Source organism: Streptomyces sp. AC1-42W, from assembly GCF_003248355.1.
In the GTDB taxonomy this organism is placed as follows: domain Bacteria; phylum Actinomycetota; class Actinomycetes; order Streptomycetales; family Streptomycetaceae; genus Streptomyces.
The window spans coordinates 1736000-1762215 of sequence record NZ_QKWY01000001.1; the positions used below are offsets into that span (position 1 = coordinate 1736000).

At 73.1% G+C, this 26216-nt stretch carries 23 protein-coding genes; 18 read left to right on the forward strand and 5 right to left on the reverse strand.

The window, feature by feature from the left end; all coding sequences use genetic code 11:
* Positions 1-282 precede the first annotated feature (282 nt).
* Together DNK56_RS07835 and hemW are read left to right on the forward strand one after the other, a co-directional pair.
* Positions 283-2199: a SpoIIE family protein phosphatase gene (locus DNK56_RS07835; protein WP_111331770.1), complete on the forward strand. Its 1917-nt coding sequence runs from the start codon at positions 283-285 to the stop codon at positions 2197-2199.
* 109 nt (positions 2200-2308) lie between these two features.
* Entirely contained in the window at positions 2309-3541 is a 1233-nt protein-coding gene (gene hemW, locus DNK56_RS07840; protein WP_199563820.1) for a radical SAM family heme chaperone HemW, read from the forward strand.
* 34 nt (positions 3542-3575) lie between these two features.
* On the opposite strand, the gene DNK56_RS07845 is transcribed toward hemW, so the two are convergent.
* Complete coding sequence (locus tag DNK56_RS07845; protein WP_111331774.1) at positions 3576-4394, reverse strand: DUF3097 domain-containing protein; 819 nt, start codon at positions 4392-4394, stop codon at positions 3576-3578.
* A 57-nt stretch (positions 4395-4451) separates the two neighbouring features.
* The gene (locus tag DNK56_RS07850) at positions 4452-5171 is read right to left on the reverse strand and encodes an MBL fold metallo-hydrolase (RefSeq protein WP_111331776.1); all 720 of its coding nucleotides are present in this window, start codon (positions 5169-5171) and stop codon (positions 4452-4454) included.
* Between the two features lie 187 nt (positions 5172-5358).
* Between DNK56_RS07850 and hrcA the strand changes: the two genes are divergently transcribed.
* The 9 genes from hrcA to DNK56_RS07895 all read left to right on the forward strand — a co-directional run bounded on the left by hrcA (position 5359) and on the right by DNK56_RS07895 (position 15832).
* Positions 5359-6375 (forward strand): heat-inducible transcriptional repressor HrcA, encoded by a 1017-nt coding sequence (hrcA, locus tag DNK56_RS07855; RefSeq protein ID WP_111331778.1) that lies wholly within the window; start codon positions 5359-5361, stop codon positions 6373-6375.
* A complete protein-coding gene (gene dnaJ, locus DNK56_RS07860) occupies positions 6376-7512 on the forward strand; it encodes a molecular chaperone DnaJ (RefSeq protein ID WP_111331780.1) in 1137 nt (378 codons plus the stop codon). It begins immediately after the preceding gene.
* Positions 7513-7618: 106 nt separating this feature from the next.
* The gene (locus DNK56_RS07865) at positions 7619-8689 is read left to right on the forward strand and encodes a nitronate monooxygenase (protein ID WP_111331782.1); all 1071 of its coding nucleotides are present in this window, start codon (positions 7619-7621) and stop codon (positions 8687-8689) included.
* Complete coding sequence (locus DNK56_RS07870; protein WP_111331784.1) at positions 8686-9432, forward strand: 16S rRNA (uracil(1498)-N(3))-methyltransferase; 747 nt, start codon at positions 8686-8688, stop codon at positions 9430-9432. Before DNK56_RS07865 ends, DNK56_RS07870 begins: the two co-directional genes overlap by 4 nt.
* A gap of 72 nt (positions 9433-9504) precedes the next feature.
* The gene (locus DNK56_RS07875) at positions 9505-10047 is read left to right on the forward strand and encodes a hypothetical protein (RefSeq protein ID WP_241990527.1); all 543 of its coding nucleotides are present in this window, start codon (positions 9505-9507) and stop codon (positions 10045-10047) included.
* Between the two features lie 147 nt (positions 10048-10194).
* On the forward strand, positions 10195-13410 hold the full coding sequence (locus tag DNK56_RS07880; protein ID WP_111331786.1) for a S41 family peptidase: 3216 nt from the start codon (positions 10195-10197) through the stop codon (positions 13408-13410).
* Positions 13411-13512: 102 nt separating this feature from the next.
* Positions 13513-13872, forward strand: a complete 360-nt coding sequence (locus DNK56_RS07885) for a histidine triad nucleotide-binding protein (RefSeq protein WP_111331788.1) — start codon at positions 13513-13515, stop codon at positions 13870-13872.
* On the forward strand, positions 13872-14780 hold the full coding sequence (locus DNK56_RS07890; RefSeq protein ID WP_111331790.1) for a ribonuclease Z: 909 nt from the start codon (positions 13872-13874) through the stop codon (positions 14778-14780). Before DNK56_RS07885 ends, DNK56_RS07890 begins: the two co-directional genes overlap by 1 nt.
* Positions 14781-14839: 59 nt before the next feature.
* Complete coding sequence (locus tag DNK56_RS07895; RefSeq protein ID WP_111331792.1) at positions 14840-15832, forward strand: adenosine deaminase; 993 nt, start codon at positions 14840-14842, stop codon at positions 15830-15832.
* On the opposite strand, the gene DNK56_RS07900 is transcribed toward DNK56_RS07895, so the two are convergent.
* A complete protein-coding gene (locus DNK56_RS07900; protein ID WP_111331794.1) occupies positions 15796-17151 on the reverse strand; it encodes an MFS transporter in 1356 nt (451 codons plus the stop codon). The two genes, DNK56_RS07895 and DNK56_RS07900, sit on opposite strands and share 37 nt — an antisense overlap.
* 313 nt (positions 17152-17464) lie before the next feature.
* Here DNK56_RS07900 and DNK56_RS07905 point away from each other — a divergent pair, with 313 nt between their 5' ends.
* The 7 genes from DNK56_RS07905 to era all read left to right on the forward strand — a co-directional run bounded on the left by DNK56_RS07905 (position 17465) and on the right by era (position 24502).
* Complete coding sequence (locus DNK56_RS07905; protein WP_111331796.1) at positions 17465-18571, forward strand: carbohydrate kinase family protein; 1107 nt, start codon at positions 17465-17467, stop codon at positions 18569-18571.
* A gap of 143 nt (positions 18572-18714) precedes the next feature.
* Complete coding sequence (locus DNK56_RS07910; RefSeq protein WP_111331798.1) at positions 18715-20847, forward strand: PhoH family protein; 2133 nt, start codon at positions 18715-18717, stop codon at positions 20845-20847.
* Positions 20848-20856: 9 nt separating this feature from the next.
* On the forward strand, positions 20857-21354 hold the full coding sequence (ybeY, locus tag DNK56_RS07915; RefSeq protein WP_111331800.1) for an rRNA maturation RNase YbeY: 498 nt from the start codon (positions 20857-20859) through the stop codon (positions 21352-21354).
* On the forward strand, positions 21351-22643 hold the full coding sequence (locus DNK56_RS07920; protein WP_111331802.1) for a hemolysin family protein: 1293 nt from the start codon (positions 21351-21353) through the stop codon (positions 22641-22643). The genes ybeY and DNK56_RS07920 overlap by 4 nt, the downstream gene beginning before the upstream one ends.
* Positions 22640-22993: an MmcQ/YjbR family DNA-binding protein gene (locus DNK56_RS07925; RefSeq protein ID WP_111331804.1), complete on the forward strand. Its 354-nt coding sequence runs from the start codon at positions 22640-22642 to the stop codon at positions 22991-22993. Before DNK56_RS07920 ends, DNK56_RS07925 begins: the two co-directional genes overlap by 4 nt.
* A 77-nt stretch (positions 22994-23070) precedes the next feature.
* The gene (locus tag DNK56_RS07930) at positions 23071-23424 is read left to right on the forward strand and encodes a cytidine deaminase (protein WP_111331806.1); all 354 of its coding nucleotides are present in this window, start codon (positions 23071-23073) and stop codon (positions 23422-23424) included.
* Between the two features lie 103 nt (positions 23425-23527).
* On the forward strand, positions 23528-24502 hold the full coding sequence (gene era, locus DNK56_RS07935; protein ID WP_199563819.1) for a GTPase Era: 975 nt from the start codon (positions 23528-23530) through the stop codon (positions 24500-24502).
* A gap of 55 nt (positions 24503-24557) precedes the next feature.
* Here the strand turns inward: era and DNK56_RS07940 are convergent, their stop codons facing one another.
* Together DNK56_RS07940 and DNK56_RS07945 are read right to left on the reverse strand one after the other, a co-directional pair.
* Positions 24558-24824, reverse strand: coding sequence for a protealysin inhibitor emfourin (locus tag DNK56_RS07940; RefSeq protein WP_111331810.1), 267 nt, complete (start codon positions 24822-24824; stop codon positions 24558-24560).
* Between the two features lie 35 nt (positions 24825-24859).
* Positions 24860-25933, reverse strand: coding sequence for a M4 family metallopeptidase (locus DNK56_RS07945; RefSeq protein ID WP_111331812.1), 1074 nt, complete (start codon positions 25931-25933; stop codon positions 24860-24862).
* Positions 25934-26216 lie beyond the last annotated feature (283 nt).

The window sequence follows — 26216 nt, forward strand, 5'->3', positions numbered from 1 at the left end:
GTGAACGGGCCTCCCGGCACGCGTGCGCCGACGCCCCGGCAGGCGTGAACCGGCGCCCCGCCGGGCGCCCGCCGGTGCTTCGCGCGCCCCCTGCAAGCCCCCCGCGCACAACGGCGCGGGGGGTCGGCGCGTTCTTTCCGCAACCTCTTCACCACCCACTTCGGTAACTCGGCGCGTATGCGGAGGGTCGATCTGTCACTCTGTCCGTGTCGTCAGCGGCGCACAACGGAGAAACAGGCAGAGCGAGAACAGGTCAGGAGCCGCCCTGTGGGGTCCATTCCCTTGCAGCGGGACATCGTGCAGCGTCCCGGAACCACCGCTGCCGCCGGCACCCGGCCGGTCGCCCGGACCAGCCTGCCCGGCAACCTCCTCGCGCCCGCGGCGGCCCGGCGGTTCGTCACCGCCGCGCTCGCCGAGTGGACCGCGCTCGGGCTGCCCGCGGCGGTCGGGTTCAGCGAACGGCTGTCCGATGACGCGGCGGTGATCGTCAGCGAACTGGTGACCAACGCCGTCGTCCACGCGGGCACCACCGTCGAACTGCACTTCCGCCTGGAGGAGGCCACCGAGGACGAGGCGTCCGCGCTGATCCTGGAGGTCTCCGACCAGCACCCCGCCCGCACCGTCCGGGGCGACCACGGACACAGCGCCGCCGAGGCCGCAGGGGCTCCCGCCGACTACGGACGCGGCCTGGAGATCGTCGCCGCCCTCGCCGAACGGTGGGGCATCACGTACCGCGCGGGCGCCAAGACCGTCTGGGCCCGGCTCCCCGTCGACGACTGGAACCCGTTCCCGGCGGGACGTGGCGAGGGCGGCCTCGACCGCGGACTGCGCGCCGAACTGCTCGCCCCCACCGCCCGGCGCACCGCCCGCGACGACGGCGACTGGGCCGGGCGCGGCGCGCTCTCCTTCCTCGCCGAGGCGTCCGACCTGCTGGCCGGCCAGCTCGACGAGGACATCGTGGCGGCCCTCGCCGGACAATTACTGGTACCCCGGCTCGCCGACTGGTGCGCGATCTGGCTGGAGCCCGAGAGCGGCGGACCGGCGGCCGTCCCGCGCCTGGCCAAGGTCTGGCACGTGGACGAGGAGCGCATAGGGCCGCTGCGCGCCCTGCTGGAGGGCGACCCGCTCCGGCTCCCCGAACGCGTGGGGACCGGCGCCGTCACCATGCCGTGGCCCGGCAGCGCCGAGGACGGCGAACCACCGGACGAGTGGGACGGCGAACCGCCGGGCGAGGAGGAGGCCGTCGCCTTCGCCTACCGGATCACCTCCGGCGGGCGCACCCTCGGAGCCGTACTCCTGGGGCGCGAGTCCACCCTGCGCCTCCCCGACGAGCTCACGGCCCTGATAGAGGACTTCGTACGCCGGGTCGGCCTCGCGGTCGGCGCCGCCCGCGCCTACACCCGGCAGGCCACCATCAGCCGCATCCTCCAGCGCGGCCTGCTGCCCAGCAAGGTCGCCGAGATACCGGGTGTCGCCAGCTCCCTCGTCTACGAGCCGAGCGACGACGGCGTCGTCGGGGGCGACTTCTACGACATCTTCCCGTGCCCCGGCGACCGCTGGTGCTTCGTGCTCGGCGACGTCCAGGGCAGCGGCCCCGAGGCCGCCGTCGTCACCGGCCTCGCCCGGCCCTGGCTGCGGCTGCTGGCCCGCGAGGGCTTCCAGGCCGGCGAGGTCCTGGTCCGGCTCAACCGGCTGCTCCTGGACGACGCCATGGAGGCCGCCGAGGCCGCCGCGCTCATGGTCGCCGCCGCCGGCGGCCAGCACTCCGAGGACAACGGCGGCCAGTCCCGCTTCCTGTCCCTGCTGTACGGGGAGCTGGTGCCGCTGCCCGGCGGCGGCGCCCGCTGCACCCTGGCCAGCGCCGGACACCCGCTGCCGCTGCTGCTGCGCCCGGACGGCACCGTGCGTCCCGCCGCCGAGCCGCAGCTGCTGCTCGGCCTCATGGACGACGCCGTCTACGAGACCCAGAGCTTCGACCTGGCCCCCGGCGACAGCCTGCTCTGCGTCACCGACGGGGTCACGGAGCGCCGCTCGGGCGGGCTGATGTTCGACGACGGCGACGGCCTGGCGCGGGCGCTGTCCGGCTGCGCGGGGCTGAGCGCCGAGGGGATCGCGGAGTGCATCAAGCGCGCCGTGCACGACTTCGCCGAGCGCCCGCCGGACGACGACCTGGCCCTGCTGGTGCTCCAGGCCGAGTGACGGCGGGCGGGGCGGGTGGTGGCGGCCGGGGCGGTGACGGCGGCGGGTGAGGCCGGCCGGGACACGGGCGTGGCGCACGGTCGCCGGGCGGCGCGCGACAATGGGCGGTATGCCTTCCGTACTGCCCGATGGTGAACCCGTGCCCGACGACGGGGCGCTGCCCCGCCATGCCCTGGAAGGCGCAGCCGGCCGCCCGCTCGGCTTCTATCTGCACGTGCCGTACTGCGCGAGCCGCTGCGGCTACTGCGACTTCAACACCTACACCGCGACCGAGCTGCGCGGCTCCGGCGGCGCCCTGGCCTCCCGCGACAACTACGCCGCCCACCTCATCGGCGAGGTCCGCCGGGCCCGCAAGGTCCTCGGCGACGACCCCCGCCCGGTCCGCACGGTCTTCGTCGGCGGCGGCACACCCACCCTGCTCGCCGCCGCCGACCTGGTCCGGATGCTGGCGGCGGTGCGCGAGGAGTTCGGACTCGCGCCGGACGCCGAGATCACCACCGAGGCCAACCCGGAGTCGGTCGGCCCCGCCTACCTGGCCGAGCTGCGCGAGGGCGGCTTCAACCGGATCTCCTTCGGCATGCAGAGCGCCCGCAAGCACGTCCTGAAGATCCTCGACCGCACCCACACCCCCGGCCGGCCCGAGGCATGCGTCGCCGAGGCGCGCGCGGCCGGGTTCGAGCACATCAACCTCGACCTGATCTACGGCACCCCCGGCGAGTCCGACGACGACTGGCGGGCATCCCTGGACGCGGCGATCGGCGCGGACCCCGACCACATCTCCGCCTACGCCCTGATCGTCGAGGAGGGCACCGGCCTCGCCCGCCGGATCAAGCGCGGCGAGGTCCCGATGACCGACGACGACGTGCACGCCGACCGCTACCTCATCGCGGACGAGGCGATGAGCGCCGCCGGCTACTCCTGGTACGAGGTGTCGAACTGGGCCCGCACCCCCGAGGGCCGCTGCCTGCACAACGAGCTGTACTGGCGCGGGGCCGACTGGTGGGGCGCCGGCCCCGGAGCGCACAGCCACGTCGGCGGGGTGCGCTGGTGGAACGTGAAGCACCCGGGGGCGTACGCGCAGGCGATCGGCGAGGAACGGTCGCCGGGCGCCGGGCGCGAGATCCTGTCCGAGGAGGACCGTCGCGTCGAGCGCATCCTGCTGGAGCTGCGGCTCGTCGAGGGCTGCCCGCTCTCCCTGCTCGCCCCCGCCGGACTCGCCGCCGCCCGCCGCGCCGTGGCGGACGGACTGCTGGAACCGGTGCCGTTCGACGCGGGCCGGGCGGTCCTCACCCTGCGCGGCCGACTGCTGGCCGACGCCGTGGTACGGGACCTGGTCGACTAGGGCGTGTTTTGAACGTAGCGCCGTCCGCCGGGCGTCACTCCGGAGCGGTGACGAAGTCGATCAACTGCTCGACCCGGCCCAGGAGCTCGGGCTGGAGGTCGCGGTAGGTGTGCACCGAGGCCAGGATGCGCTGCCAGGCCGCGCCGGTGTTGTCCGGCCAGCCCAGCGCCCGGCACACGCCCGTCTTCCAGTCCTGACCGCGCGGCACCACCGGCCAGGCGGGGATGCCCACCGACGCCGGCTTCACGGCCTCCCACACGTCGATGTACGGGTGGCCGACCACCAGCACGTCGGCGTCCGAGACCCGTGCCGCGATCCGGGACTCCTTGGAACCGGGCACCAGGTGGTCGACCAGCACCCCCAGCCGGGCATCCGGCGCGGGCGCGAACTCCCGCACGATCGCCGGCAGGTCGTCGATGCCCTCCAGGTACTCGACGACCACGCCCTCGATGCGCAGGTCGTCGCCCCAGACCCGCTCGACCAGCTCCGCGTCGTGCCGCCCCTCCACATAGATCCGGCCCGCCCGTGCCACCCGGGCCCGCGCGCCGGGCACCGCCACCGAGCCGGAGGCCGTACGCGTGGGGCGTGCCGGGCCGCCGGCCGAGGGGCGCACCAGGGTGACGACCCGGCCCTCCAGCAGGAAGCCGCGCGGCGCCATCGGGAAGACGCGGTGCTTGCCGAACCGGTCCTCCAGGGTCACGGTGGGCCCCTCGGCGGTCTTCTCGCACCGGATCACCGCACCGCAGAAGCCGGTGACGGCCTCCTCCACGACCAGCTCGGGCTCGGCGGGCACCTCCGGGGCGGGGGCGGACTTCTTCCACGGCGGGGTCAGATCGGGCTGGTAGCTGCGCATCGCACGACGATAAGCGGGGAAGGCCCACGACACGCCGAGCCGGAACCGGGAGCGGCCCTACGCCCCCTCGACCCGCGCCGCCAGCGCCTCCCGCTGGGCCCGGACGAACGCCGCGTCCACCACGGCGCCGTGCCCCGGCACGTACAGCGCGTCCTCGCCGCCCAGCTCCAGCAGCCGGTCCAGCACCGCCGGCCAGCGCGCGGGCCGGGCGTCCGGACCGGCCTGGGGTTCGCCGGACTCCTCGACCAGGTCGCCGCAGAACACCAGCGCCGGGGAGCCCGGCACCAGCACCGCCAGGTCGTGGCCGCTGTGCGCGGGGCCCATGTCCACCAGCAGCACCTCACGGCCGCCCAGGTCCAGCGTCCGCTCCCCGTGCACCTCGTCGTGCGGCGCCACCAGCACATCGGCGGACACCGCCGCGTCCGGCTCCGGCAGCCCGTGGGCCACCGCGTCCGCGTACAGCGCGTCCGCTCCCCGCCGCAGCAGCTCCGCCGTGCCCGAAGCCCCGTACACCCGGGCCCCGGCGAACGCGGCCGTGCCCAGCACGTGGTCGAAGTGGGGGTGGCTGAGTGCGATGTGCGTCACCCTCCGGCCGAGCAGCGCCCGCGCCTGAGTGCGCAGTTCCGCTCCCTCGCGCAGGGACGAGCCGGTGTCGCAGAGCAGCACCCCGTCCCTCCCCGCCACCAGCAGGGCCGTCGCGTCCCAGACCGGAAGGCGCCGGCGGCCGGTTCCGGGACCCAGCCGCTCCCATCCGAAGTCTTCCCAAGAGGCGTCCATACGGCGACGCTATCGGCAGGGACCTGCGCGGTCTCGCGGTAGCGTGGCCGGTCACCCTTGCTACCGGCCCACCCCGGCGCCGTACACTGGCCGGGGATCGCTGGCACTCGTACGCACAGAGTGCCAGGAGGGATCTCGGGGAACGGCCCGGGAACCAATGGAGCAGACAGCTGGAGGTGTGCGCGCGATGCTCAGCGAACGCAGACTCGAAGTGCTGCGCGCCATCGTCCAGGACTACGTCGGGACCGAGGAGCCGGTCGGCTCCAAGGCGCTCACGGAGCGGCACAAGCTGGGGGTCTCCCCGGCCACCGTCCGCAACGACATGGCGGTGCTGGAGGAGGAGGGCTTCATCGCCCAGCCCCACACCAGCGCGGGGCGCATCCCGACGGACAAGGGCTACCGGCTCTTCGTAGACAGGCTCGCGGGCGTCAAGCCCCTCTCGTCGCCGGAGCGCCGCGCCATCCAGAACTTCCTCGACGGCGCCGTGGACCTCGACGACGTCGTCGGCCGGACCGTGCGGCTGCTCGCGCAGCTGACGCGGCAGGTCGCCGTCGTGCAGTACCCCTCGCTGACCCGCTCGACCGTGCGGCACGTGGAACTGCTCGCGCTGGCCCCGGCGCGGCTGATGCTCGTGCTGATCACGGACACCGGCCGGGTCGAACAGCGGATGGTGGACTGCCCGGCGCCGTTCGGCGAGACCTCCCTCGCGGACCTGCGGGCCCGGCTCAACAGCCGGGTGGTGGGGCGCCGTTTCGCGGACGTCCCGCAGCTGGTGCAGGATCTGCCGGAATCCTTCGAGAGCGAGGACCGGGGAACCGTGTCCACCGTTCTCTCGATCCTGCTCGAAACCCTCGTCGAGGAGACGGAGGAGCGGCTGATGATCGGCGGCACCTCCAACCTCACCCGTTTCGGACACGACTTCCCGGTGCTGATCCGGCCGGTGCTGGAGGCACTGGAGGAGCAGGTCGTGCTGCTGAAACTGCTCGGCGAGGCCAAGGACTCGGGCATGACCGTACGCATCGGGCACGAGAACGCCCACGAAGGGCTCAACTCCACGTCCGTCGTCGCGGTCGGCTACGGTTCGGGCGACGAGGCAGTCGCCAAACTCGGCGTGGTCGGACCGACCCGCATGGACTACCCCGGAACGATGGGAGCGGTACGCGCAGTGGCACGTTACGTCGGACAGATCCTGGCGGAGTCGTAAGTGGCCACGGACTACTACGCCGTACTCGGCGTGCGCCGCGACGCTTCCCAGGACGAGATCAAGAAGGCATTCCGGAGGCTCGCCCGCGAGCTGCACCCGGACGTCAACCCCGATCCGAAGACCCAGGAGCGGTTCAAGGAGATCAACGCCGCCTACGAGGTGCTGTCGGACGCCCAGAAGAAGCAGGTCTACGACCTCGGCGGCGACCCGCTCTCGCAGTCCGGCGGCGGTGGCGCGGGCGGCTTCGGCCAGGGCGGCTTCGGTAACTTCTCCGACATCATGGACGCGTTCTTCGGCACCTCGTCGCAGCGCGGCCCCCGGTCGCGCACCCGGCGCGGCCAGGACGCCATGATCCGGCTGGAGATCGACCTCTCCGAGGCGACCTTCGGCACCACCAAGGACATCCAGGTCGACACGGCCGTCGTCTGCACCACGTGCAGCGGCGAGGGCGCGGCCCCCGGCACCTCCGCGCAGACCTGCGACATGTGCCGCGGCCGCGGTGAGGTCTCGCAGGTCACCCGGTCCTTCCTCGGCCAGGTCATGACCTCGCGTCCCTGCCCGCAGTGCCAGGGCTTCGGCACGGTCGTGCCGACCCCGTGCCCGGAGTGCGCCGGCGACGGCCGCATCCGCTCGCGGCGCACGCTGACCGTGAAGATCCCCGCCGGTGTCGACAACGGCACCCGCATCCAGCTCGCGGGCGAGGGCGAGGTCGGCCCCGGCGGCGGCCCCGCCGGCGACCTCTACGTCGAGATCCACGAGCTGCCGCACGCGGTGTTCCAGCGCCGCGGCGACGACCTGCACTGCACGGTCACCATCCCCATGACGGCGGCGGCCCTCGGCACCAAGGTGCCGCTGGAGACGCTGGACGGCCTGGAGGAGGTGGACATCCGGCCCGGCACCCAGTCCGGCCAGTCCGTCCCGCTGCACGGGCGCGGCATCACCCACCTGCGCGGCGGCGGTCGCGGCGACCTCATCGTGCACGTCGAGGTGACCACGCCGATGAAGCTGGACCCCGAGCAGGAGCGCCTCCTGCGCGAACTGGCCAAGCTGCGCGGCGAGGAGCGGCCCACCGGCCAGTTCCAGCCCGGCCAGCAGGGCCTGTTCTCCCGCCTGAAGGACGCCTTCAACGGCCGCTGACGGCACGCGTCCCCGCGGTACGGGCCCGGGCCCGTACCGCGGCCGCACACCCCGCCGTCGCGGGGCGGACGGCACGGGACATGGGCGGACATGACACGATGCGGTCATGTCCTCCGCGCTGACCGACCTGTGCCGGTACCCGATCGTGCAGGCCCCCATGGCCGGCGGCCCTTCCTGTCCGCAGCTCGCCGCCGCCGTCTCCGAGGCCGGCGGGCTCGGCTTCCTGGCCGGCGGGTACAAGACGGCGGACGCCGTGCGCGACGAGATCGCCCAGATGCGCGCACTGACCGCGCAGCCCTTCGGCGTCAACCTCTTCATGCCGCAGCACAACCCCGCCGACCCGGCCGTCCTGGACGGATACGCCCGGCAGCTCGCGGGCGAGGCCGCCTGCTACGAGACCGCCCTCGGCGACCCGGACGTCTCCGGCGACGACGGTTACGAGGACAAGCTCGCCGTCCTCCTCGACACCCCGGTCCCGGTCGTCTCCTTCACCTTCGGCTGCCCCTCGCGCGACACCCTCGACGCGTTCGCCGCGGCCGGTACGTACACCGTCGTCACGGTCACCTCGCCCGAGGAGGCCCAGGCCGCCCAGTGGGCCGGGGCCGACGCCGTCTGCGCCCAGGGCACCGAGGCCGGCGGCCACCGCTCCACCTTCCGGGACGACCCCGCCGACGACGGCGGGACCGGGCTGCTGAGCCTGGTCGCCCAGGTCCGCGAGACCGTGCAGATACCGGTCGTCGCCGCGGGCGGCATCATGCGCGGCTCCCAGATCGCCGGGGTGCTCGCGGCGGGCGCCGACGCCGCCCAGCTCGGCACCGCCTTCGTGGCCTGCCCCGAGTCCGGCGCGCACGCCCTGCACAAACAGGCCCTGACCAACCCGCTGTTCGTCCGCACCACCCTCACCAGGGCGTTCTCCGGGCGCCCGGCACGCGGCCTGGTCAACCGCTTCGTACGCGAGCACGGGCCGCACGCGCCCGCCGCCTACCCCCAGCTCCACCACATGACCTCCGTGCTGCGCCGGGCCGCGGCGCGCGCCGGGGACGCGCAGGGCATGGCCCTGTGGGCCGGGCAGGGCCACCGGATGGCCCGCGAGCTGCCCGCCGGCCGGCTGGTCCGGCTGCTCGCCGACGAACTGGACGCCGCACGCACGGCCGTGAGCACGAGGAGTACCCAGTGACGGCACCCGTCTTCGTCGTCGAAGAACTGCCGGACGCCCCCGAGTTGGTCCTCGACGGGCCCGAGGGACGCCACGCCGTCTCGGTGAAGCGCCTGCGCACCGGCGAGGAGGTCGTCCTGACGGACGGCCGGGGCCGGTGGGCACGCGGCGTCGTACGCGCCGCCGAGGGCAAGGACCGGCTGGTCGTCGGCGAACTGGACCCGGTCCGCGAGGAGCGGCTGCCCGCCCCGCGCATCACCGTCGTCCAGGCCCTGCCCAAGGGGGACCGGGGCGAGGTCGCCGTGGAGACGATGACCGAGACCGGCGTGGACGCGATCGTGCCCTGGCAGGCGGGGCGCTGCATCACCCAGTGGAAGGGCGACCGCGGCCTCAAGTCCCTGGCGAAGTGGCGCGGTACGGCCCGCGAGGCCGGCAAGCAGTCCCGCCGGGTGCTGTTCCCGCAGGTGGCGGATCTGGCCACCACCAAGCAGGTCGCGGCCCTGCTGGCGGCGGCCGACTTCGCCGCCGTGCTGCACGAGGACCGCGACCACGACAGCGAACCGCTGGCCACCGTCGAACTGCCCGGCGAGGGCGAGATCGTGCTCGTCGTCGGACCCGAGGGCGGCGTCTCCCCGGAGGAACTGGCCGTGTTCACCGCGGCCGGGGCCCGCGTCTGCCGGCTCGGCCCCACCGTGCTGCGCACCTCGACGGCCGGCACCGCGGCCACCGCCCTGCTGCTCGGACGCACGGGGCGCTGGTCGTAACCGGCCCCCGAAGGGGTGGATGTGCCCGGAAGCGGCCTACCGCACCGCCCGTTGTGGTGGGAAGCTGCCCGTATGGGGACATCAAGGGCATGGGGCCGTCCGGCGGCCCGACGCTTTCCGGCCGTACTCTGCCTCGCCGTCGCGGCCGTCACCGGCCTCGCCGCCTGCGAACCGGCCGACGGGATCGGCGCGTTGAACACCGCATCGGTGGCGCTGACCACCGACCACACCGCCACCCGCGCCCTGGAGCACGAAGGCGTCCGGGTGCGCTGGCTGACCTGTATGGCCTCGCTCGAAGGAAACGGCGCCAAGGAGGCCGGCACCGCCTCCGGAGCACCCGCCGCCACCCGCCGCACCGCCCGCGTGGACTGCGACGGCCGGACGGAGGACGGCCGGACCATCGCGCTCGGCGGCCAGGTCACCCAGGCGGTCGAAGGGCGGTGCGTACGCGGCGACATGACCGCGAAGACCGGCGGACGCACCGTCTTCCGGGCCACCCTCCTCGGCAACTGCGCGGCGCCCGCCACCAGCCGGCCGCCCGCCGGAGCACCGGGGCAGGGCGTGCGCCCGACCGTCACGGTGACCGTGACGGTCACCGCTCAACCCGGCAAGTAGCCGCGTGAAAGCGCCGGTTGCCCTACCCCGGTGGTCCGCATACCCCGCGGGCACACCCGGACGCACCGCCGCAGCCGCCCCGGCGGCGCACGACGTACTCCGGCCAACCCCGTGCCACCAGGCATGCCCGCGGCCTAGGGTGACCGTGTGACACAGCCTTCCTACCTCCGGTACCCCCATGTCCAGGGTGATCAGATCGCCTTCACCGCCGAGGACGACGTCTGGCTCGCGCCGCTCGACGGCGGCCGGGCATGGCGGGTCAGCGCAGACAACCGTCCCGTCACCCAGCCGCGCATATCTCCCGACGGCACCCTCGTCGCCTGGACCTCCACCCGCGACGGGGCGCCCGAGGTGCACATCGCCCCCGCGGACGGCGGACCCTCCCGGCGGCTCACCCACTGGGGCGACGCCCGCACCACCGTGCGCGGCTGGACCCCCGAAGGAGACGTACTGGTCACCAGCACCCAGGGCCAGGTCTCGCTGCGCCGCACCTGGGCGCGGGCCGTCCCGGTCGACGGCGGCCCCGCGCGGACCCTCCCGTACGGGCCCGTGGGCTCCCTCGCGTACGGGCCCGGCGGACGCGTCCTGCTGCTCTCGGCCACCATGGGCCGCGAGGCCGCCGCCTGGAAGCGCTACCGGGGCGGCACGGCCGGCAAGCTCTGGATCGCCACCGGGGACGACCCGCTGGACTTCGTCCGGGTCCACGCCGGCCTCGACGGCAACATCGAGTGCCCGATGTGGGTGGGGGAGCGCATCGCGTTCCTCTCCGACCACGAGGGCGTCGGCGCCCTCTACTCCTCCCTGCCGGACGGCACCGGGCTGCGCCGGCACACCCCCGTCGACGGCTTCTACGCCCGGCACGCCACCACGGACGGCACCCGGGTCGTCCACGCGAGCGCCGGTGAACTGTGGCTGCTGGACGACCTGGAGAGCGAGCCGCGCCGGGTCGAGGTCCGGCTCGGCGGCCAGCGCGCCGACCTCCAGCCCTACCCGCTGCACTCCGACAGCCACCTGACCAGCGCCTCGCCCGACCGCACCGGCCGGGGCAGCGCCGTCTGCACCCGGGGCGCCGTCCACTGGGTCACCCACCGCGAGGGCCCGGCCCGCGCGCTCGCCGCCGAACCCGGTGTACGGGCCCGGTTGCCGCGCACCTTCCAGGCCGACGGCGACCAGCAGGTCGTCTGGGTCACCGACGCCGAGGGCGACGACGCGCTGGAGATCGCCCCCGCCACCGGCACCGCCCCCGGCGCCGTGCCGCACCGCCTCGCGGCCGGCCGGCTCGGCCGCGTCCTGGACCTCGTCCCCGCCCCGGACGGCAGCCGGTTCGCGGTCGCCGCCCACGACGGGCGGGTGCTCGTCGTCGAGCGGGAGAGCGGCGAGATCCACGAGGTGGACCGCAGCGAGTACGGCGACGCCTCCGGCCTCGCCTGGTCGCCCGACTCCGCCTGGCTCGCCTGGTCGCACCCCGGCCCCGAGCCGCTCAGCCAGATCAAGCTCGTCCACATCGCCGACCTCGCGGTCCACGACGCGACCCCGCTGCGGTTCCGGGACTTCGCGCCCGCCTTCACCGGGGACGGCAAGCACCTCGCCTTCCTCTCCGAGCGCGCCTTCGACCCCGTCTACGACGCGCACGTCTTCGACATGGCGTTCATCGGCTCCTGCCGGCCGCATCTGCTGACGCTCGCGGCGACCACCCCGTCCCCGTTCGGCCCGCAACTGCACGGCCGGCCCACGGAGAAGGAGAAGGGCGGCGACGGCGAGGACAACCCCACCGCGCTCCCCATCACCCGCATCGACCTGGACGGCCTCGCCGACCGGATCGTGCCCCTTCCCGTCGAAGCCGCCGTCTACTCCTCGCTGCGGGCCGCGCGCGACGGACTGCTCTGGCTGCGCCACCCGCTCACCGGCGTCCTCGGCACCAGCGGCGCCGGGCCCGACTCCCGCCGCCCCGACACCGTCCTGGAACGCTACGACCTGGAGAAGCTGCGCTGCGAGGAACTCTCCTCCGACGTCGGCGGTTTCGCGGTCAGCGGTGACGGGAAGCGCCTCGCGATCATCAACCGCGGCAAGCTGTCCGTCGTCCCCTCCGACAGCCGGGTGCCCGCCGGTGACGACGACCACGACGACGCCGTCACCGTCGACCTGTCCCGCATCCGCCGCACCCTCGACCCGGCCGCCGAGTGGCGCCAGATGTACGAGGAGACCGGGCGCCTCATGCGGGACAACTACTGGCGCCCCGACATGGGCGGCGTCGACTGGGACGGCGTCCTGGACCGCTACCGCCCGGTCCTGGAACGGGTCGCGACCCACGACGACCTCATCGACCTGCTCTGGGAGGTCCACGGCGAGCTGGGCACCTCGCACGCCTATGTGACCCCGCCCGGCGGCTGGCGCGACGAGGCCGCCCGGCAGGGGCTCCTCGGCGCGGACCTGTCGCGCGGGGAGGACGGCGGCTGGCGCGTCGACCGCGTCCTGCCCTCGGAGACCTCGGACCCGGCGGCCCGCTCGCCGCTCGCCGCGCCCGGCGTCGCCGTACGGGCCGGGGATACGATCGTCGCCGTCGACGGGCAGCCCGTCGACGCCCTGACCGGGCCCGCGCCGCTGCTCACCGGCTCGGCCGGCAAGCCCGTCGAGCTGACGGTCGCCCCGGCGGACGGGGGCGAGCGGCGCCATGTCGTCGTCGTACCCGTCGCCGACGAGGAGGCCCTGCGCTACCACGCGTGGGTCGCCGACCGGCGGGCGTACGTCCACGAGCGGTCCGGCGGCCGGCTCGGCTACCTCCACGTCCCGGACATGGTGGGCGCCGGCTGGGCCCAGATCCACCGCGACCTGCGCACCGAGATGGCGCGCGAGGGCCTCGTCGTGGACGTCCGGGAGAACCGCGGCGGCCACACCTCGCAGCTCGTCGTGGAGAAGCTGGCCCGCCGCATCGTCGGCTGGGACCTGCCGCGCGGCATGCGCCCCGCCAGCTATCCGGCCGACGCGCCGCGCGGCCCGGTGGTCGCCGTCGCGAACGAGTTCTCCGGCTCGGACGGCGACATCGTGAACGCCGCGATCAAGGCCCTGAAGATCGGGCCCGTGGTCGGCGTACGCACCTGGGGCGGTGTCATCGGCGTCGACAACCGCTACCGGCTCGTCGACGGCACACGCATCACCCAGCCGAAGTACGCGTTCTGGCTGGAGGGTTACGGGTGGGGCGTCGAGAACTACGGCGTCGACCCGGACGTGGAGGTCGTGATGACGCCGCGCGACCACGCCGAGGGACGTGATCCGCAGCTGGACGAGGCGGTCCGGATCGGGCTGGAGTCGCTGGAGCGGGTGGCCGCGAAGGTGCCGCCGGAGCTGCCGGGGCTGCCGGGCTGAGACGGTACGGGCGGCGGCCCCGAAAGCCGTCGCCCGTCGCGGGCCCGCCCGGATAGGCTGGCCCGCGACGGAGCACCCGAGACCCAAGGAGCGCGCAAGCAAATGGCAGGAGAACCCCAACCCGACTGCCTGTTCTGCAAGATCGTCTCGGGCGAGATCCCGGCCACCATCGTCCGCGAGACCGAGACGACCGTCGCCTTCCGCGACATCAACCCCCAGGCCCCCACCCACGTCCTCGTCATCCCGCGGCTGCACCACCCCGACGCCGCCGCGCTCGGCGCCGCCGAACCGCAGGTCCTCGCCGACGTGCTGTGCGAGGCGGGCAACGTCGCCGCGGACGAGAAGATCGACGGGACCGGGTACCGGATCGTGTTCAACACCGGAGCCGGGGCGGGCCAGACCGTCTTCCACGCGCACGCCCACGTACTGGGCGGCCGCGGTCTGGAATGGCCGCCCGGATAATGTCCGCACGCGAACTCGTCGTGCTCGGGACCGCCAGCCAGGTCCCGACACGGCACCGCAACCACAACGGCTATCTGCTGCGCTGGGACGGCGAGGGCATCCTCTTCGACCCCGGTGAGGGCACCCAGCGCCAGATGCTGCGGGCCGGGGTCGCCGCCCACGACATCGACCGGATCTGCGTCACGCACTTCCACGGCGACCACTCGCTGGGCCTGGCCGGGGTGATCCAGCGGATCAACCTCGACCAGGTCCCGCACCCGGTGACCGCCCACTACCCGGCGAGCGGGCAGCACTTCTTCGACCGGCTGCGGTACGCCACCGCCTACCGCGAGACCGTGCGGCTGACCGAGGCCCCGGTCGCCGCCGACGGACCGCTGGCCACCACCGCCGCGTACACCCTCGACACCCGCCGGCTCTCGCACCCCGTCGAGTCCTACGGCTACCGGCTCACCGAACCGGACGGGCGGCGCATGCTGCCCGCGAAGCTCGCCGAGCACGGCATCGCGGGGCCGGACGTCGGGCGCCTCCAGCGCGAGGGCTCCCTCGGCGCGGTCACGCTCGACGACGTCTCCGAGCACAGGCGCGGACAGCGGTTCGCGTTCATCATGGACACCAGGATCTGCGACGGCGTGCACGCCCTCGCCGAGGGCTGCGACCTGCTGGTCATCGAGTCCACGTTCCTCGAACCGGACCGTGCGCTGGCCGCCGACCACGGCCACCTGACCGCCGCCCAGGCGGCCGGTGTCGCCCGCGAGGCGGGCGTACGGCATCTCGTCCTCACGCACTTCTCGCAGCGCTACCCGGAGCCCGAGGCGTTCGAGGCCGAGGCCAGGGCCGCCGGGTACGAGGGCGAGCTGACGGTCGCCCGCGACCTGACGCGCGTCCCGGTCCCGCGCCGCCACCCGTAGAAATCCGTCACACCCAGCCCCCCCACACACACAGCACCACTGCGTAAGCGAGAACCACCGTGCACCTCCCCAAAGCGGAACTCCACCTCCACATCGAGGGAACCCTCGAACCGGAACTGGCCTTCGCGCTCGCCCAGCGCAACGGCGTGACCCTGCCCTTCGCGGACACCGAGGCCCTGCGCACCGCTTACCTCTTCGAGGACCTGCGGAGCTTCCTCGACCTCTACTACGCGCTGATGGCGGTGCTGCGGACCGAGGAGGACTTCACCGAGCTCGCCGACGCCTACCTCGCCCGCGCCGCCGCCCAGGGCGTACGCCACGCCGAGATCTTCTTCGACCCGCAGGCCCACACCGCGCGCGGCGTACCCCTCGCCGCCGTCGTCGAGGGGCTCGGGAAGGCACTGGAGCGCAGCGAGGAGAAGCACGGGATCTCCACCCAGCTGATCATGTGCTTCCTGCGCGACGAGTCCGCCGCATCGGCCCTGGAGACCCTGGAGGCGGCCCGGCCGCACCTGCACCGGATCAGCGCCGTCGGCCTGGACTCCGCCGAGATCGGCCACCCGCCCGTCAAGTTCCGCGAGGTGTACGAGCGGGCCGGGGAACTCGGGCTGCGCAAGGTCGCCCACGCGGGGGAGGAGGGCCCGCCCTCCTACATCCGCGAGGCGCTCGACGAACTGGGCGTGGAGCGGATCGACCACGGGCTGCGCTGCATGGAGGACCCCGACCTGGTGCGGCGGCTGGTCGCCGAGCGCGTCCCGCTCACGCTGTGCCCGCTGTCCAACGTACGGCTGCGCGCGGTCGACACGCTGGAACAGCACCCGCTGCCCGCCATGCTGGAGGCCGGGCTGCTGTGCACGGTCAACTCCGACGACCCCGCCTACTTCGGCGGCTACGTCGGGGACACCTTCCACGCCGTCCACGAGGCGTTCGGCCTGGACCGCGAGCAGTTGCGCACCCTGGCCCGCAACTCCTTCCAGGCGGCCTTCCTCGACCACGACGAGGAGCGCAGGGCGCGCTACCTGTCGGAGGTCGAGGAGTACGCGTTCGACTGACCGCCGCCCGCCGGCCCGGCCGTACGGAACGCGCTCCGGGCCGGCCGCCTGCGGCGCAGCACCGGGTTGCTGATCTCCGTGACGGCCTGCTCCGGCGCACCCACCTTGGGCACGGCGCCCGGCACCGCGCCCGTGGTGACGGCGAGCAGCGCCGCGGGCGCGCCGCCCCGGCGGCGTACCGAACCCGGCACCAGCGGACGGCCGCCGGTGTGCAGGGCGACCGCCGTCACCGGCAGCGCCACCAGCAGGGTCAGCGTGCCCAGGATCAGGCCCATCCCCGGGAACCCGGCCTGCTCCGACAGCACACTGCCCAGCACCGGGCCGCAGGCGACGCCGACCGACGAGGCGGACCCCGCGAGGACCGCCCAGCGGCCGCGGACGTCCAGGGAGGCGGCGAGGCCGATCAGATAGGACAGGACCACCGGGTAGACGGTGTTCCACAGGATCTCGCCGGTGGCGAAGGAGCCGAGGCTCCCGGCCGACGAACTGAGCACGATGCTCCCCGCGATGACCGCGGTGCCCACCCCGATCGGGACGGCCCGGCCGAGCCGCGAGCCGAGCACGCCGGCGCCCATCACACCGAGCAGCCCGGCGCCGAGCGCGGCGGCGAACACCGCGCCGATGGTGACCTCGGAGAGCCCGACCTGGTCCACGCCGATGCGGCTGCTGACGCCCCACAGCGCGTTCTGCGCCATCGACCAGACGAGCATTCCGCCCGCGAGCACCAGGCCGGAGCGGCGGTGCGGCAGCCGGCCGGCCGCGGGGACGGCAGGTCCGCTCGCTCCCGAGCCGCCGAGCCGGGAGGTGGCCGGCCAGACCAGGAGCGCCACCACGGCGATCGAGGCGAACGGCAGCCGGTGGCCGCCGCCCAGGTGCGGGATCGTCAGATACAGGGCGCCGGCCGTCGCCGAGACGCTCAGCAGGCCCAGGGACGAGGTGCGGTGCGGGTCGCGCTGGGCGGCGATGCCCGCCGCCGCGACGGCGGTCGCGGTGCCGGAGCCCAGGCCGCCGACGACCGCGCCGGCCACCACCAGCGGCACCGACCCGGCCAGCGCCGCGCAGCCGTACCCCACCGCGCACAGGACCAGTCCCACGCGCGCCGGTCTGCACGGCCCGTACGTCTCCACGCGGCCGGCCAGGGCGAAGCCGGCGGAGGCCGAGCCGAGCAGCAGCGCACTGCCGACGAGCCCGGCCTGCGCCGTGCTGAGGCCGAGGTAGACGGAGAGCCGTCCCACGATGGTGGGGAGGAGATAGGCGGCGAGGTAGCCGGCGGTGAACACGGCGACCAGGGGCCACGCGGCGCGAGGGCGCGAGGACATGGGCGTTCCTGAAGGACATGCCGAGGAGAGGCGACAGGCGGTGAGGGGGAAATGCTGAAATGAGAGAAGATCGGCGCTTCCGTCGGATACGTCTCCAACGGTGCTCGCGGGCCAATTTGTATCAAGTGCTCCCGGCTCACCGATAGCCGGTCATGTGTGATCTGGATCACTTTTGTGTTTACGGGTTCCACGGATGGGTAGCTGCGCATGTTTACACAGGTCAGCGCCGGTGAACACACGCGCGCCGCGCACTCGTCCAACAAGGCCCCACATCGGGCACACTGGCCGCAACCGCCACGACCGGGAGTGCAAGGTGAGCGCCGACATCCCTGACATCGACCCGCTGGACGGGCTGCGTGCCCCGCAGGACCCCGACTGCGACGTCTTCCTCACCGGCACGGTCTTCCTCGACATCATCTTCACCGGCCTGGACAGCGCCCCCGTGCGCGGCACCGAGTCCTGGGCCCGCGGCATGGGCTCCAGCCCCGGCGGCGTCGCCAACATGGCCACCGCGCTGGCCCGGCTCGGCCTGCGCACCTCGCTGGCCGCCGCCTTCGGCGACGACCACTACGGCGAGTACTGCTGGGACGCGCTCGAACAGGGCGAGGGCATCGACCTGTCCCGCTCCCACACCGTCCCCGGCTGGCACTCCCCGGTGACCGTCTCCATGGCGTACGAGGGCGAGCGCACCATGGTCTCGCACGGCCACGAGGCCCCCGCGCTGCCCGCCACCGCCTCGCCCGAGGCCCCCGCCTTCCCCCGCTGCCCGCCCAGGGCACGGGCCGCCGTCACCTCGCTCGTCCCCGGCCGCACCGAACCCTGGGTCGCCGACGCCGCGGGCCGGGGCGCCCTGATCTTCGGGGACGTCGGCTGGGACGACACCGGCCGCTGGGACCTGGACTCCCTCAGCGGCCTGGAGCACTGCCACGCCTTCCTGCCCAACGCCCAGGAGGCGATGCGCTACACCCGCACCGAGTGCCCGCGCGCCGCCGCGCACGCCCTCGCCGAACGCGTACCGCTCGCCGTCGTCACCCTCGGCTCCGAGGGCGCCTACGCGGTGGACGCGGCCACCGGCGCCGCCGCCGAGGTGCCCGCCATCGAGGTCGAGGCCCTGGACCCGACCGGGGCCGGCGACGTCTTCGTGGCCGGCTTCGTCACCGGCACCCTGGCCGGCTGGCCGCTCGCCGACCGCCTCGCCTTCGCCGGGCTGACCGCCGCCCTCTCCGTCCAGGAGTTCGGCGGCTCGCTCTCGGCCCCCGGCTGGGCGGAGATCGCCGCCTGGTGGCAGCAGGTGCGCACCTGCGCCGGACAGGACCCGGCCGCCCTGCGGCGCTACGCCTTCCTCGACGCGCTGCTGCCCGCCGCCGCCCGGCCGTGGCCGCTGCGCCGGGCCGTGCCCACCATCGGATTCCGGGCGTAACCCGCCCGTCCCGTCCCCGCCGCCGTACTGCCCGGTAAAACCTCTGGAGTTGTCGGCGGGGAGTCGTAGGCTGGAGACACACGAGGTTTTCGAGCAGCGAGAACCCTGCAACGGGAGGTATGCGCAGGCCCGAGGGCCGGCCCATGACTCAGTCACCCACACAGCCGCAGGCGCGTGCCCACATCAGCATCCCGGCCGCTCACCCGATGGTGATGCTCCTGGGAGCGGGCGACTCGCTGCTGCGCGTGATCGAAGCGGCGTTCCCGGCGGCCGACATCCACGTCCGGGGCAATGACATAAGCGCGACGGGCAACGCGGCGGACATCGCCCTGATCCAGCGCCTGTTCGACGAGATGGTGCTGGTGCTCCGCACCGGGCAGCCGATGACGGAGGACGCCGTGGAACGGTCGATCGCGATGCTCAAGGCCACCGACAACGGCCAGGCGGACGGCAGCGAGACCCCCGCCGAGGTGCTCACCCAGAACATCCTCTCCAGCCGCGGCCGCACCATCCGCCCCAAGACGCTCAACCAGAAGCGCTACGTCGACGCCATCGACAAGCACACGATCGTCTTCGGCATCGGCCCCGCGGGCACCGGCAAGACCTACCTCGCCATGGCCAAGGCCGTCCAGGCCCTCCAGTCCAAGCAGGTCAGCCGGATCATCCTGACCCGCCCGGCCGTCGAGGCCGGCGAACGCCTCGGCTTCCTGCCCGGCACCCTGTTCGACAAGATCGACCCGTACCTGCGCCCCCTGTACGACGCCCTGCACGACATGCTCGACCCCGACTCGATCCCGCGCCTGATGGCGGCGGGCACGATCGAGGTCGCCCCGCTGGCTTATATGAGGGGTCGTGCCCAACCTGTCTTCACCAACGTGCTGACGCCGGACGGCTGGCGCCCCATCGGCACTCTGGAGGTCGGTGACCTCGTCATCGGCTCCGATGGAGCCCCCACGCCCGTACTCGGTGTGTACCCGCAGGGTGAGAAGGACATCTACCGGATCAGCGCCCAGGACGGCTCCTGGACCCTGTGCTGTGGTGACCATCTGTGGACGGTACGTACGGCGTCGGACAAGCGGCGGGACAAGCCGTGGCGGGTTTTGGAGACCAAGGAGATGATCGGCAACCTCCGCACGGCCCACGCGCGTCGTTACGAACTGCCGATGCTCACCGCACCGGTCAGCTTCCCCGAGCGTGAGGTCCCCATGGACCCGTACGCGCTGGGGCTGCTGCTGGGAGACGGTTGCCTGACCGGTTCGACGACCCCCTCCTTCGCCACCGAGGACCCCGAGCTGGCCGAGGCGCTGGCAGGCTCCCTGCCAGGCGTTCTCGTACGCCACAGGGGTGGTCCCGACTACGTCCTGAACCGGGAGAAGGCACCGGGCGACGTGGTGACGCTGGAGAACCCGGTCACCCGGGCGCTGCGCGAGCTCGACCTGGTGGGCACGCGCTCCCACTCCAAGTTCGTTCCGGACGCGTATCTCTTCAACTCCGCCGACGTCCGTCTCGCTGTCCTTCAAGGCCTGCTCGACGCCGATGGGGGCCCGGTCACCCAGAAGGACCGCACGTGCCGTGTCCAGTACACGACGGCGTCGATCATGTTGCGTGACGACGTCATCGCCCTGGTGCAGTCGCTGGGCGGGGTCGCTTACACACGCCGCCGGGCTGCCGAAGGGCGTACGCCGGGACGCGCTGGCGGACGCGATGTCCATCACCGCTACGACGCCCACGTGGTCGACATCCGCCTGCCGGAGGGCATCGAGCCCTTCCGCCTCGTCCGCAAGGCCGAGAAGTACCGGGCCGCCGGTGGAGGCGGACGGCCCATGCGCTTCATCGACAGCATCGAACCGGCCGGCCGTGAGGAAGCCGTCTGCATCCAGGTCGCGGCCGAGGACTCGCTGTACGTCACCCAGGACTACCTGCTGACGCACAACACCCTGAACGACGCCTTCATCATTCTCGACGAGGCGCAGAACACCAGTGCCGAGCAGATGAAGATGTTCCTCACCCGGCTCGGGTTCGACTCCAAGATCGTCATCACGGGTGACATCACCCAGGTCGACCTTCCGACCGGCACCAAGAGCGGTCTGCGCCAGGTCCAGGAGATCCTGGACGGCATAGACGACGTGCACTTCTCCCGGCTCACCTCCCAGGATGTCGTCCGGCACAAGCTGGTCGGCCGTATCGTCGACGCGTACGAGAAGTACGACAACCGCCAGGGCGAGCAGGACGGCGGCGGCCACCGGGGCCGCGGCCGCCACAACGGGAAGCAGTAGCAGCGCACCATGTCGATCGACGTCAACAACGAGTCCGGAACCGAGGTCGACGAGCAGGCGATCCTCGACATCGCCCGCTACGCGCTCGCGCGCATGCGTATCCACCCGCTCTCCGAGCTCTCGGTGATCGTGGTGGACGCCGCGGCCATGGAGCAGCTGCACATCCAGTGGATGGACCTGCCGGGCCCGACCGATGTCATGTCCTTCCCGATGGACGAGCTGCGTCCGCCGGCCAAGGACGACGAGGAGCCCCCGCAGGGGCTCCTCGGTGACATCGTGCTCTGCCCCGAGGTCGCCGAGAGGCAGGGCCGGGAAGCCGAGACGCGGCACTCCATGGACGAGGAGCTCCAGCTCCTCACCGTCCACGGCGTGCTGCACCTGCTGGGTTACGACCACGAGGAGCCCGACGAGAAGGCCGAGATGTTCGGTCTCCAGGCGGCCATCGTGGACGGCTGGCGCGGTGAGCGGGGCCTGACCGGCCCGTCCCCGGCCCCCACCGTCTCGTGAGCCTGCCCCTGATCCTCGGCGTCGTCCTGCTGGTCGTGGTCGGCTGGCTCGCGGCCTGCGCCGAGGCCGGGATCGCCCGTACGTCGAGCTTCCGGGCCGCCGAGGCGGTCCGCTCAGGCCGGCGCGGCAGCGCCAAGCTGGAACAGGTCGCCGCCGACCCGACGCGCTATCTCAACGTCGCCCTGCTGGTGCGGGTCGCCTGCGAGATGGCCGCCGGGGTGCTCGTCACCTACGCCTGCCTCAAGGAGTTCCCGGAGACCTGGGAGGCGCTGGCCGTCGCCATCGGCGTCATGGTCCTCGTCTCGTACGTGGCGATCGGCGTTTCCCCGCGCACCATCGGCCGCCAGCACCCGCTGAACACGGCCACCGCCTCCGCGTACGTGCTGCTGCCGCTGGCCCGGATCATGGGGCCGATCCCGCAGCTGCTCATCCTCATCGGCAACGCGCTCACCCCCGGCAAGGGGTTCCGCAAGGGCCCGTTCGCCAGCGAGGCCGAGCTGCGGGCCATGGTGGACCTCGCCGAGCAGGAGTCCCTGATCGAGGACGAGGAGCGCCGCATGGTGCACTCCGTCTTCGAACTCGGCGACACCCTGGTGCGCGAGGTGATGGTGCCGCGCACCGACCTCGTCTGCATCGAGCGCTACAAGACGATCCGTCAGGCCCTCACCCTCGCGCTGCGCTCCGGCTTCTCGCGGATTCCGGTCACCGGCGAGAACGAGGACGACATCGTCGGGATCGTGTATCTGAAGGACCTGGTCCGCAAGACGCACATCAACCGCGACTCGGAGGCCGACCCGGTCTCCACCGCGATGCGCCCGGCGGCCTTCGTCCCCGACACCAAGAACGCCGGGGACCTGCTGCGCGAGATGCAGCAGGAGCGCAGCCACGTCGCCGTCGTCATCGACGAGTACGGCGGCACCGCCGGCATCGTCACCATCGAGGACATCCTGGAAGAGATCGTCGGCGAGATCACCGACGAGTACGACCGCGAGCTGCCGCCCGTCCAGGAGCTGGAGAACGGCTGCTTCCGCGTCACCGCCCGCCTCGACATCGGCGACCTCGGCGACCTGTTCGGCCTCGACGAGTACGACGACGAGGACGTCGAGACGGTCGGCGGGCTCCTCGCCAAGGCGCTCGGCCGCGTCCCGATCGCCGGGGCGGGCGCCGAGGTGGAGCTGCCGGACGGGCGCCGGCTGCGGCTGACCGCCGAGTCCCCGGCGGGCCGGCGGAACAAGATCGTCACGGTGCTGGTGGAGCCGGTGGCGCCCGAGGAGGGGGAGGCGGCATGACTCCGCAGGAGCTGCGGGCGTTCTGCCTGGAGTTCAACGCGAGCGTGGAGGAGTTCCCCTTCGGCCCGGAGGCGTCCGTCTTCAAGGTGCTCGGCAGGATGTTCGCGCTGAGCGCGCTGGACGCCCGGCCGCTGACCGTCAACCTCAAGTGCGACCCGGACGAGGCGGTGCGGCTCCGGGAGGAGTACGAGGCCGTGGCGCCGGGATGGCACATGAACAAGCGCCACTGGAACACCGTCACGGTCTCCGGACTGCCCGACGCGAAGCTGCGCGAGCTGATCGAGGACAGCTACGACCTGGTGGTCGCCGGGCTGCCCAGGGCCCAGCGGCTGCGGCTGGACCGGCCCTGAGCCCGGCCGGGGCCCGAGCCCGGCCGGGGCGGGCTCCCGCGTGCCCCGGTCCGCACCGGGCTTCGTATGCTCGGCACATGACTGAGAGCACCGACCTCGGCGCCGAGGACCGCAAGATCGTCACCCTGGCGCGCAGCGCCCGCGCCCGCAACGGGGTGCCGGAAGGCGCGGCCGTCCGGGACGAGACCGGACGCACCTATGTCGCGGGGACCGTGGAACTGGAGTCGCTGAAGCTCAGCGCGCTGCGGACGGCCGTCGCGATGGCGGTCGCCAGCGGGGCGAAGTCCCTGGAGGCGGCCGCGATCGTCTCCCAGGCGCAGGCCCCGTCCGACGAGGACCGGGCGGCCGTCCGGGACCTCGGCGGCCCCGGCACGCCCGTACTGCTCGCCGGTCCGGACGGCGTGCTGCGGCTGAGCGTCACCGCCGGCTGACCCGCGTACGGCGGCGCCCCGGCGGCCCGCCGGGGCGCCCCGGCCGTACGGGCCGGGGCGCGGCGGGGTGCCTCGGTGCCCCGCGGTCCCGGCATCGGGGACAATGGGCGCCATGAGCGCTCGACCTGACCCTGAAGCCGTTGCCCGGCCGGATGAGAACACCGCACCCCACCGGGCCGGCTTCGCCTGCTTCGTGGGCCGCCCCAACGCGGGCAAGTCCACCCTGACGAACGCTCTGGTCGGCCGGAAGGTGGCGATCACCTCCAACCGGCCGCAGACGACCCGGCACACCGTGCGCGGCATCGTGCACCGGCCGGACGCGCAGCTGATCCTGGTCGACACGCCCGGCCTCCACAAGCCGCGCACCCTGCTGGGCGAGCGCCTCAACGACGTCGTGCGCACCACCTGGGCCGAGGTCGACGTGATCGGCTTCTGCCTGCCCGCCGACCAGAAGCTGGGCCCCGGCGACAAGTACATCGTCAAGGAGCTCGCGGGCATCCGGAAGACGCCCAAGATCGCGATCATCACCAAGACCGACCTGGTCGAGTCCAAGCAGCTCGCCGAACAGCTGCTGGCCGTCTCGCGGCTCGGCGAGGAGCTCGGCTTCGAGTGGGCGGAGATCATTCCCGTCTCGGCCGTCAAGGACCAGCAGGTGGACCTGCTCTCGGACCTGATCGCCCCGCTGCTGCCCGAGGGCCCGCCGCTCTACCCCGAGGGCGACCTCACCGACGAGCCCGAGATGGTCATGGTCGCCGAGCTGATCCGCGAGGCCGCGCTCGAAGGCGTACGCGACGAGCTGCCGCACTCCATCGCGGTCGTCGTCGAGGAGATGCTGCCCCGCGAGGACCGGCCGGCGGACAAGCCGCTGCTGGACATCCACGCCAACGTGTACATCGAGCGCCCCAGCCAGAAGGGCATCATCATCGGCCCCAAGGGCAAGCGGCTGAAGGATGTCGGCACGAAGTCCCGCAAGCACATCGAGGCCCTGCTCGGCACCCCCGTCTTCCTCGACCTGCACGTCAAGGTCGCCAAGGACTGGCAACGCGACCCGAAGCAGCTCCGCAAGCTCGGCTTCTGAGCCGCTCCCGGCCCGCGCCCTCCGGCTGCGCGCCCTCCGTCCAGGCGCCCTCCGGCTACGCGCCCTCCTTCAGGACGCGGGAGATCAGTGTGCGCTGGGCGTCGGTCAGGCGGGGGTCCGCGCAGTGCACGGTGCGGCCGTCCACCGTGATCCGGTAGTGGAAGCCGTCCGGGACGCCCCGGTCCGCGGTGTCCTGGCCGTCCGCGAGCGCGGAGCCGGCCAGGGCCTCCCACTCGCGGGCGTCGGCCCGTCCGGAGGTGTCGATCTCGCGGTGGCGCGCGATACCGGCGAAACCGCCGGTCCTGCTCACCTGAATCCGCATGCGGTGTCCTTCCACGGCGGACGGGTCGGCGGCGGTCAGTCGGTCGGGACGCCCACCTCCGACCATGCCTTGAGGACGGCCTCGACCACGTCGCCCTCACCGAAGCGGCTGCGGGCCGCCGCCACGGTCAGCCGGGCGAAGTCCGCGAAGTCGGCGTCCACCGCCAGTTCACCACCGGTGAGCACATCGAACCAGAGCTGACCCGCCCGCTCCCAGGAACTGCCGCCGAGCGCGGTCGCCAGCAGGTAGAAGGCGCGGTTGGGGATGCCGGAGTTGAGGTGGACCCCGCCGTTGTCGTCGCCGGTGTGGATGTAGTCGTCCATGGTGGCCGGCTGCGGGTCCTTGCCGAGCACGTCGTCGTCGTACGCCGTGCCCGGCGCCTTCATCGAGCGCAGCGCCTCGCCCTGGACGCGCGGCGCGAGGAGCCCCTGACCGATCAGCCAGTCGGCCTCCGCCGCGGTCTGGCCCAGCGAGTACTGCTTCACGAGGGAGCCGAACACGTCCGAGACGGACTCGTTGAGCGCGCCGGACTGGCCGTAGTAGCTCAGATTGGCCGTGTACTGCGTCAGCCCGTGGGCCAGTTCGTGGGCGATGACGTCGATGGCGACGGTGAAGTCGAGGAAGATCTCCCCGTCCCCGTCGCCGAAGACCATCTGCTCGCCGTCGAAGAAGGCGTTGTTGTACTGCCGGTCGTAGTGGACGGAACCGATCAGCGGCAGTTCGTGGCCGTCGATGGAGCGCCGGCCGTAGGCGGTGAGCAGCAGGTCGAAGGTGGCGCCGAGGCCCGCGTACGCGCGGTTGACGCTGGCGTCGGACGTGGGCGGCTCGCCCTCGGCGCGGACCTTGGTGCCCGGCAGGCGCGTGCGGTGGCGGCAGTCGTACAGCGTGCGGTCGGGGGTGGCGGTCCCGTCGTCCGGTTCCGGGGCGGCGGTGCGCCGGGGCGCGGGGGCCGCCTCGCGGCGGGTGCGCCGGGCCGCGTCGGACTCCAGGGTGCGGCGGGCCGGGTCCGCGAGGACGGGGTCGTCGGACTGGGAGAGCCGGTCCAGGACGTGGGGCGGGACGATGGTGCAGAAGACGGGGTGGAACCCCTGCTGCGAAGAAGGATGCATACACCCGACTGTGGCACTCGGTGAGTGCACTGTCACTGGTTGCAACCAGGATTGCTGAAATAGAGTGATTGGTCACGGTTGGGGGTTTCGGTCGGTCGGTCCCGCATACTGATACGGCACCCACGTCTCGGGCGTCCCTCGGCTAGTCTCGACGCATCATGCGTTTCGGGCTGCTTCTTCTTAGCTGCCGCGGCGAGGGCCTGTAGTCGTAGGCCGACCCCCTCCCCGCGGAGTCTGGTGCTGCAGTGGCACAGTCGGCCGTCCCGGAGAGGTACCCGAGGAG